The organism is Methylobacterium pseudosasicola (assembly GCF_900114535.1).
Lineage (GTDB): Bacteria > Pseudomonadota > Alphaproteobacteria > Rhizobiales > Beijerinckiaceae > Methylobacterium > Methylobacterium pseudosasicola.
Genome location: NZ_FOTK01000091.1, coordinates 1 through 8,354 on the forward strand (window position 1 = coordinate 1; position 8,354 = coordinate 8,354).

The 8,354-nt window shown below is 65.2% G+C and carries 11 protein-coding genes and 1 tRNA gene; 5 read left to right on the plus strand and 7 right to left on the minus strand.

Features of this window, described 5'->3' with window-relative positions; genetic code table 11:
* The 3 genes from BM228_RS32625 to BM228_RS32635 form a co-directional block, all read right to left on the minus strand.
* Positions 1-284, minus strand: a 284-nt coding sequence (locus tag BM228_RS32625) for a hypothetical protein (protein ID WP_139234335.1), incomplete at its 3' end; no start/stop codon positions are given.
* 167 nt (positions 285-451) lie between these two features.
* Positions 452-946: a hypothetical protein gene (locus BM228_RS32630; RefSeq protein ID WP_092047406.1), complete on the minus strand. Its 495-nt coding sequence runs from the start codon at positions 944-946 to the stop codon at positions 452-454.
* Positions 947-1,101: 155 nt separating this feature from the next.
* Positions 1,102-1,452 carry a hypothetical protein gene (locus BM228_RS32635; protein ID WP_092047408.1) on the minus strand — a complete coding sequence of 117 codons (351 nt, stop codon included), beginning with the start codon at positions 1,450-1,452 and terminating at the stop codon, positions 1,102-1,104.
* 86 nt (positions 1,453-1,538) lie between these two features.
* Here BM228_RS32635 and BM228_RS34375 point away from each other — a divergent pair, with 86 nt between their 5' ends.
* A complete protein-coding gene (locus tag BM228_RS34375) occupies positions 1,539-1,907 on the plus strand; it encodes a hypothetical protein (protein ID WP_139234336.1) in 369 nt (122 codons plus the stop codon).
* Positions 1,908-2,110: 203 nt separating this feature from the next.
* Here the strand turns inward: BM228_RS34375 and BM228_RS32645 are convergent, their stop codons facing one another.
* The 3 genes from BM228_RS32645 to BM228_RS35745 form a co-directional block, all read right to left on the minus strand.
* Positions 2,111-4,729, minus strand: coding sequence for a PriCT-2 domain-containing protein (locus tag BM228_RS32645; protein WP_092047412.1), 2,619 nt, complete (start codon positions 4,727-4,729; stop codon positions 2,111-2,113).
* Positions 4,726-5,109 (minus strand): hypothetical protein, encoded by a 384-nt coding sequence (locus BM228_RS32650; protein ID WP_092047414.1) that lies wholly within the window; start codon positions 5,107-5,109, stop codon positions 4,726-4,728. Before BM228_RS32650 ends, BM228_RS32645 begins: the two co-directional genes overlap by 4 nt.
* A 239-nt stretch (positions 5,110-5,348) precedes the next feature.
* Positions 5,349-5,726 carry a helix-turn-helix domain-containing protein gene (locus tag BM228_RS35745; RefSeq protein WP_244537433.1) on the minus strand — a complete coding sequence of 126 codons (378 nt, stop codon included), beginning with the start codon at positions 5,724-5,726 and terminating at the stop codon, positions 5,349-5,351.
* Between the two features lie 118 nt (positions 5,727-5,844).
* Here BM228_RS35745 and BM228_RS32660 point away from each other — a divergent pair, with 118 nt between their 5' ends.
* The 4 genes from BM228_RS32660 (at position 5,845) to BM228_RS32675 (ending at position 8,199) form a co-directional block, all read left to right on the plus strand.
* Positions 5,845-6,318 (plus strand): hypothetical protein, encoded by a 474-nt coding sequence (locus BM228_RS32660; RefSeq protein ID WP_092047418.1) that lies wholly within the window; start codon positions 5,845-5,847, stop codon positions 6,316-6,318.
* Positions 6,315-7,478, plus strand: a complete 1,164-nt coding sequence (locus BM228_RS32665; protein ID WP_092047420.1) for a tyrosine-type recombinase/integrase — start codon at positions 6,315-6,317, stop codon at positions 7,476-7,478. Before BM228_RS32660 ends, BM228_RS32665 begins: the two co-directional genes overlap by 4 nt.
* A gap of 70 nt (positions 7,479-7,548) precedes the next feature.
* Positions 7,549-7,638 (plus strand) — tRNA-Ser (locus BM228_RS32670).
* A 99-nt stretch (positions 7,639-7,737) separates the two neighbouring features.
* Complete coding sequence (locus BM228_RS32675; RefSeq protein WP_342030197.1) at positions 7,738-8,199, plus strand: DUF6538 domain-containing protein; 462 nt, start codon at positions 7,738-7,740, stop codon at positions 8,197-8,199.
* Here BM228_RS32675 and BM228_RS32680 read toward each other — a convergent pair.
* Positions 8,196-8,354, minus strand: a 159-nt coding sequence (locus BM228_RS32680; RefSeq protein ID WP_139234337.1) for a transposase, incomplete at its 5' end; no start/stop codon positions are given. The genes BM228_RS32675 and BM228_RS32680 overlap by 4 nt on opposite strands.

Sequence of the window (8,354 nt, forward strand, 5' to 3'; positions counted from 1 at the left end):
TTTTCAAGGGCGTCCTTTGCCTGCGCGACTTGCTCGCTCAGGGTGCGGGCGGCATCGTCCAAGGCTGCGCGCTCGTCGGCGGTCCGCCGGCAGGCGTCGGCCAGGCGCTTGGCAATCGCCGCGTCTTCGCCGTTCGTGTCGACCAAGAACGCGCGCTGTGCGGCGATCGCCTCCTCAGCCTTCATGGCCGCGGCCTCCAGCCGGCGGACCACACCCGAGCGGCGGGTCTCAAGATCCTGAAGCGCCGCCTCCAGGCCAGCCTTCTTGTTCCGTAGTCCGAGCATGCCGTTCCCCCAAATCTAGGGAGCGGCGCCCTCGCCCACCCCGGAGGTTAGAGGGCACCGCTCCTGCCGACATGCCGGGGAGATGAGGTCCGGCTATCGACAGGATCAGTATCGGCCAGCTCTGCGAGGCTGCGAACTAAACAGAAACTAAACAGGTCAGCTTTTTCTTAGTCACGGCGCTTTGCCTTGACCGCTTGCGCTTTCGCCCGCTGAACCGGCTCGATGTCCTCACCGTTGGAAAGATCAGACAGCGCCTCGCGGATCTCATCTTCCACCCATCTCAGCTGCTCGGGCGACAGCTTGTCACCAAGCTTGCCGGTGATGCTGAGCGAGCGCTCTCGGACCACCGAGAACTCCCGCTCTACGGCGACGCCCACCTCCTCGATATTGACGAGCTCGCCCCGGCGCTCAGCGTTTTTCATCTCGGTCTGTTCGGCCAGCGCTCGATCTTTCCGAGCACGCTCCTGCGCCGGGTCAAGCATTCCGTCGCTGTCGCCTCCAACGGTAAGTGCGCGGACTGCCGTCGACATGAACCACGCCGGGCGGCCAGCGCTTTTACCGTCCGGCGGCAAGTGGCCGACGGCATCGGCGACGACACGACGATCCCTATCGAGCTCGACCGCCAGTCCGTTGATCGCCCAGAGCTTGCGAGACATGGCCATGTGCAGATTTCTCCTGTGAAAAGTGGTGGCCCTACGGCCATTCATCGCTGGGAAAGGCCCGAGCCTCGCGCGTGACCGTCACCCCTCCCGGCCAGTGGAAGAACCTATGGTTGCATATATTGCACTGTGCAACCTGAGGGATTGTCGCTCGGGCCCTACCCATGCGCGACCTCGGGCTGGCTCGGCAGGTGCAGCTCCCAATGCCTGCCGACCTTCCGTCCGGTGCCGCTGGCCTGGCCGCGCTTGGCCCGCATGCGAGCGGCCGTCACGTTGATCGGCAGGAAGCGAGGAGCGTGGGACACCCGAACCCAGTCGGGCCGCTCAGGCTGGCTCAGGGCGGGCGTGATAGGTGCCGCCGTCGCCACCGTGCTCCGCAGCGCCTGGACGGCTTCCTGCGCCAGCTTCAGCCCGCGCGGGTCGCGATGGATGCGACCGGCATGGTGCGCCTCGATCGCCTCGACCTTGGCCACCACGTCGAGGAGGGAAGCCCACTCGGCGGGCGTCATAGCAGCACCTCGGAACTTTGGGCCTGCGAGCGCGTGCTACGTAAGTTCTGATGCGGCGATATCCGCTGCTCTGCTTGAGATGTCCGATGAATAGCATCAAAAGATTGGTTTCGCAGTTCGCCGAATTCATGTCGGCTAGACCTGCTGCCGGGGAAAACCATCAATTGCATGCTTCGACGGATGACACGGGGGCTGGCGCAAGATCGGGTAAGACACCGAAGGATTTCACCGGCGACTACCGCACCGCGACCGACATGCTGCGGGATCGGATCAACAAGCGCTTCCCGGACAACTTCCATGCGCGCGTCGGATCCAACGCGAACAGCATGAGGGATTTCGGCGACGAGCGAGCTGGCGCGATCGACATGTCCTCGGCCGCCATAGCTGCAGCGCTGCGCGATGGCGCGTCGGCCAAGCAGGCGGCTGATGCAGGGGCGGCCAGCGTCGGCATCTAACCCCCTGAGCAGCACCTCGCCTGCCGGATAGGGGTTTAAGGGGTTTAAGGGGTTAGTTTCAGCCGCTACACGTAAACTGTCATGTGTGTGCGCACTCGCCTTACACACAGACACGAATACGAAAACGATCTGACAGTTTGCCGCGTTGGCTGAAAACAAACCCCTAAAACCCCTGAAACCCCTATGGTCGGATGGCGCGCGCATCAGAATTGCGGCTCCTGAGCGTAGCGGTTTGGTTCCAGCTGGCAGAGGGAGAAGCGGTTGCCGTTGCTCCCGTCCTCCCGCATCTCGATCCGGTGACCGCTGACGACGCGTCCCTTGATCCGGGACAGCCACTTGCCGAGGCGCCGGCTGTTCACCGCGCCGCCCTCGCCAGCCTGCCGAAGCAGCAGGTCGCGGAACTCCGGGGCTCGGAACTCCTGGACGTTGTAGTCGAAGCTCGACCCTGGGCCTTTCTCGCAGGCCGCCTTGATGATGGCGTTCGTGGTGTATCCGCTCGACAGGCTCAGGTGCTCGCGCCACTGCCCGAACAGCTCGCGGATCGCGGACAGCTCCGGGTCCTCCTCTCGGGCCGTTTCCATGCTCGCGACCGGATCGGCCTGGTTGAGCCAGATCAGCGGGGCGCGGACCATGTCGCTCCAATCCTCGTAGGATCCGATCGCGCCGCACACCTTCGGCGAGCCGGCGATGCGATAGGCGCGGATCACGGTGAGCGCTGCAGCCACATACCGGCCGCGGTCAGCCAGCACCTCGGTGAGCGGGTCGAAGTCGAAGGCTCGCAGCTCGGGGCGTTCAACACCCGCGTCCAGGGAGCAGACCAAGGCGCGCCGGGTCATGTCTCCGGTCAGCACGAGGTTGTTGCCGGTGGCGAAGGTGGTCGACCGGCACTCCAGCTCGGGCGCCTCCGATTTGCCGAGGATCCGCACCCGGACCAAGGGGCGCTCGGTGAGCTGGCAGAGCATGTCGCCGCCGAGCTCGCCGTTGACGTTGTCGATGCTGACCACCGGCACCGCGTCGCGCAGCAGTGCGCCCAGGCGCTTCTCGGTCTCCTCTTCCGTCTTCCCAGCGGCGATCACCGGGCAGCGCCGGCCCGTGGCGATGACGGCCGCGAGGTCGACCAGGAAGCTCTTGCCCGTCCCAGCAGTCGTTGCCCGGAACGCATGCAGCGGTGCCGTCGGCAGTACACCGCGCACCAGCGCCGTCAGGATCCCCGACAACGCCACGGACCGGTCGACGTGGTCCACGAACGGGAAGCCGGCGAGCAGCTCCTCGATCAACGCCAGGGCCCGCAGCGCCTCCACCTTATCCGGTCGCTCAGACAACACCGGCATGGTGAAGTCCGGATCCAGAGCGAGGTAGAGCCGCGTCGCCGGGTCGTAGCCCGCCTGGGTAAGCAGGGACCCGTCTGGACGCAGTGTCGGCGTGGTGATGATGCCGGCCACCGGCGGGACGCGCCACTGCCCCTCGCGAGCGAGAAGCGTCAGGGTCATCTCGGCCGGCACGTTGATGTCGAGCCAATCCTCGGCGCGGCGGTCGAACCGCTGCACCCGCATGATGCGCGCGGCCATGTCGGCGAGGCTGACCGCCACCAGCGGAGACATTCGGGCGACTGTGGTCATCCGGCCCTTCGCAGCAGGCACCTCGTCGAGCACCGGTCGAACTAGGGCGCCGGCGCGAGAGTAGATCTCGATGCCGGCTTTCAGCAGCAGCTCCTCCATGCGGTCGACCGCCTCCGGCACCTTGCCGGCGATGAACCGCACGATCGGACGCTCGTCATCTTCCTGCGGGGCCGCTTCCGGATCCGCGTTGGCGCGGCGTTCGGCGCGATCCTGCTTCGGTGCCCCGCTCCGACCGGTACCCTGACGGCGCCATCCGGCCTCGACTGCGTGCCAGAACAGCGTGGCGATGGTCACTGACCGTCCGCTGGCGAAGCTGGACCACTTCCGCGAGGTGAACGTGGCGTCGTCCTTCGAGGAGGTCGCGGACCAGCCCTCCCAGAGATCGCGCCCGACTTCGCCGAGGCCGTCGTACAGCGCGAATCCAATGCGGACCCAGCCGTCATAATCGAAGTCGTTCGGCACGTGCGCCAGGGCATCCTCAATCGTCGCCCGGTCCGGCCTCTGATGCAGTCCGAACCCAGCGGCGCGCCGCCCCTTGTCCTCGCGCTTCTTGCCCTCCTGCTTGCGCTCGCGCTTGGTCGCGGCGCCAGCCTCACGGATCATCTCCTCGGCCTCAGCCACTAGCTGATGCAATTGACCTTCGGTGACCTCCGGCAGGTCGGTGAAGTCGACGTTCAGCGGCGAGGCGTCGGGCCAGCGGTAGGGGGCTTGCGTCTCCGGGTGCACGCCGAAACCGACGTAGTGCTGCCCCCGAGCGAGCAGCTCGACCTTGGTCGCCTTCTCCAACGGATCGTCCGTGAAGTGGAGCGCGGCCGTCTGGAGCTTGTCGGTCGGGATATCGAGCCGGTAGCCGAGCAGCACCTTCGGCTCACGTCCGATCCGCACCAGCGGCGTCGGCCCGAGCAACTGGCGTGCCCGGTCTGCGAGCGCCCCCGACAACTCGGGGCGCAGCACGTCAATGTCGACGCCCACCATGCGGCCGCACAGCAGGCCGGTGTTGGTGTTGTCGGGATACCGGCGCGCCCAGCGCTCGATCTCCTCCGGTGAGGCATCGAGGCAGCGCCGCTGCCAATCGGGGAGCTGGGGCCGCTTGCCGGCGTCCTTCACATTCATGGTCGGCCCCGTGACCGGGACTGGGTGGTAGCCGCGCTCGCGCAGGGCGAGGCGCAGCTCGGTGGGGTTAAGGCGGAAGTGATCCGTCATCGGCCGCCTCCGTCCTGCGAGGCACCGCGGGGCTGACACACGGCCGCGCGCATCATGGCTTCGCGCTGACGGATGGCGGGGTGGATGTCGGCGTAGCTCTCGTAGATCGACCCAGCTTCGGCGTCGGTCAGTTCCTCGCCGATGCTCTCCAGGGGCCCGATCACGGTCGCTCGCATCCGCACGCCCGGGGCGAGCTGCTTCATCACCGTGAACACGGCCTGGTCCGGCTCCGGCCGGAGCGGCTTGCCCTGGAAGATCTCGACCTGCCGCCGCTCGGCCTGCGAGAGCAGACGAATGCGGTAGGTGCGATCGGGCCAGCGAGCGAAGAAGCGACGATCGCCCTCTACGGCGCGGTCGGCCTCGGCGGCGTGGCGTTGCATGGCGCGCCGCTGCTGTCGGGTAAGGGTCGACGTCATCGTGCACCCCGCCAGCTGTCGACCTGGGGGAACGCCAGCTCGGCCACGACGCCAGCGATAGACGGCGTCAATCCGAAGCGGACTGCGAGATAGTCTTGTCGAAGCGCCTGGGCTGGCGTATCTCTCTGAGCGTCCACCTGGCAGTAGACATTCTTGGAGACCCGCCGCAGCCCGCGCTGTGCGCGGGTTTTCTGCTTCATGGCTCAAGCAGCCTCCGCGCTGTTCGCGGACAGGCCGAGCATCCGCTCGAACGGCGCCACCGGCACCCGCAGCAACCGCCCAATCTTGATCGTCGGGATCTCGCCCCGCCCCGCGGCCTCGTAGGCTGTGTTCCGGCTGACGCCGAGCCAGCGCCCTGCCTCTTCGACGCTGATCGTCTTCGCGCCGGTCTGTCCCCGCTCGTTGGCTGTCATTCGAAGTGCTCCTTGAATGTCTTCGGTTTCCGCATACAATCTGCTCGAATCGTCGGCGGTCGCAACGGGTGCGACTACAATCGCGAAGACAAATTCGAGGACCGGAATGAAAGCTCGCCGCGGGCGCCCCCCAACCGGCACCATCCATGGGAAGTCATCCGTCTTCACGACGCGGATCCGGCCGGAGCTGCGAGAAAAGCTCGATGAGGCCGCGGTGAGAGCCGGACATTCCCTGTCTCAGGAAGTTGAGCGGCGTCTTTCCGACAGCTTTATACAAGATCGACGCATGGAAGATGCGTTTGGCAGTGTTGAGCAATTTTGGCTTATGCGCCTGATCTCGCTAGCAATGCAGCAACAGTACGTGCCATTTAGCGGCGCGGACGATTGGAGGCGTAGTCCTGAGCATTTCGAGGTAATGCTAAAGACCGTAAACGGCATCCTGGAGTCTATGCGTCCCGCGCCGATGTCTGAAACATCTCCCATCGAGAAGGAGATGATGGACTTTACAAGTAAGAATTTGCCAATTGCGCTTTGGAAAGCAATCACGGAAGCAGATGAGAGCTTGCGTCTCGACCAGGGGACCAACGACGACCACTTGGCGGCCATGCTCAAGCGCAAGATCGGCAAAGTCGCAGAGGGTGCCTTGAAGAACGCCCAGAAGGCCATGCCATCCGAAGAAGAATGGAAGCTCCGCAGGGACGCTGCGTATGCCGAACAGCACAAATCGATGAGTGAGACCGGCAAGAGGAGGAAGAAATGAAGGGCCACATCCGCGAGCGTTCGCCTGGCAACTGGGCGATCATCCTCGATATCCGCGATCCTGAGACCGGTAAGCGCAAGCGGAAATGGCATTCGTTCAAGGGAACGAAGCGAGGAGCGCAGAAAGAGTGCGCCAGGCTTATCACCGAGATCCAGAACGGCGGCTATGTGGAGTCGAACAAGATCCTGATGAGCGACCTCCTGCTGCGCTGGATAGACCACGCGAAATCGCAGGTGACCCCCAAGACGCACGAGCGCTACACCGAGGTGGTCAAGAAGAACCTGATCCCGGCGCTGGGTGGCGTGCACCTCACCAAGCTGCGACCGGCGCAGATCTCCGCGGTCTACACCAAGGCCCTGACGAGCGGGCGTCGTGACGGCAAAGGCGGCCTCGCACCCGCGACCGTCGTCCTCATGCATCGCCTGCTCAAGAAGGCTCTCAAGCAGGCCGTCCGGTGGGAGCTGACGGCTCGCAACCCGGCCGAAGCCGTCGACCCGCCAGTGGTCGAGCGCAAGGGGATGAACACCTACGACCTCGACCAGACGATCGTCCTCCTGGACAACCTGGAGAAGTCCCGGCTGCTGATCCCGGTGATGATCGCCGTCCTCTGCGGACTGCGGCGCGGCGAGATCGTCGCGCTCCGCTGGCGCCACATCGACCTGGCGAACGGAAGTCTGACGGTCTCGGAGAGCATCGAGCAGACCAAGGAAGGCGTCCGCACGAAGGTGCCCAAGTCGGGCAAGGGGCGGGTCGTTACGCTGCCGGCGATGTTGACTGCTCGCCTGCGGCTGTTCCGTGTCCAGCAGGCCGAGGAACTGCTGGCGATCGGCGTGCGCCAGACCGAGGCGACCCACCTCTACACGCGTGAGGATGGCGAGCCCGTACAGCCCCGCACCCTGACGCAGGCCTGGCGCACGCTTGCGGCGTCGAGCGACCTGCCGAAGATCCGGCTGCACGATCTTAGACATGCCCACGCGACCCACATGCTCGCGAAGGGCGTGCACCCGAAGGTGGCTTCGGAGCGGCTCGGGCACTCACGGGTCGGCATAACCATGGACCTCTACAGCCACGTCCTGCCGGGGATGCAGGAAGAGGCCGTCGCCCGCGTTGACGAGGCCCTATCTCTGGCGCTAGAGAAGCGCCCACGGAGTGTTGGGTAGCAATCCGGTAGCAAGCAGGGTTTACAACCGACCTGCAAAAGCGCCGATTTTGCAATGATCTCAAGGCTTTGGAGAGGTGGCAGAGCGGTTGAATGCACCGCACTCGAAATGCGGCATGCCTGCAAGGGCATCGGGGGTTCGAATCCCCCCCTCTCCGCCAAGCACCCTTCTAAGTGCCTGATCTTCCAGAAGTGGTTGCACGGTAAGGCTTTCTTGATCCGCCTGTTGTACACACAGGTGGTACACAGTGCCTCTTCCGATGCCCCGACCCTGGAAGCACCCCAAGACCGGCGTCTACTACCTCCGCAGGCGCGTGCCCGCCGAGCTCGTTGAGGCTGTGGGCAAGAGCGAGGAGAAAGTTTCGCTCGGGACCAAGGATCCGACCGAGGCCAAAGCACGCCACTTCGCCGAGATCTACAAGCTGGAAGAGCGCTGGGCGAACCTGCGCAAGGGCCAGCAGCCACTCACCGGCAAGCAGGTCCAGGCCCTGGCCGGGGACATCTACCGCGCCAAGGTCGCGGAGCATGCGGACGATCCGGGATCCCCCGAGACCTGGCGCCGCCTCGCCGCCGCCGACCGACGCCTTCAGGATCTCAAAAGCCGTACGTCCGGCAAGCCGTCCGCCCTTCGGATGGCCACGGGCTGGTCAGAGGCGGAGGCCGTGATCCGCGCGCGTCACGGCGAAGCCGTCGATGCCTTCCTCGCGAATAAGAGCGCCTAACAGAACCGTCTGATCTGGTTGAGTGTGATGAGGCTGGCAGCGAGGCTGGTGAAGGCTTCGTAGATGTCTGCACGTCGCTCGTAGCGCACGGGCAGCCGACGGAAGCGATTGAACCAAGCGTGCGTGCGCTCCACCACCCACCGATGCCGGCCTAG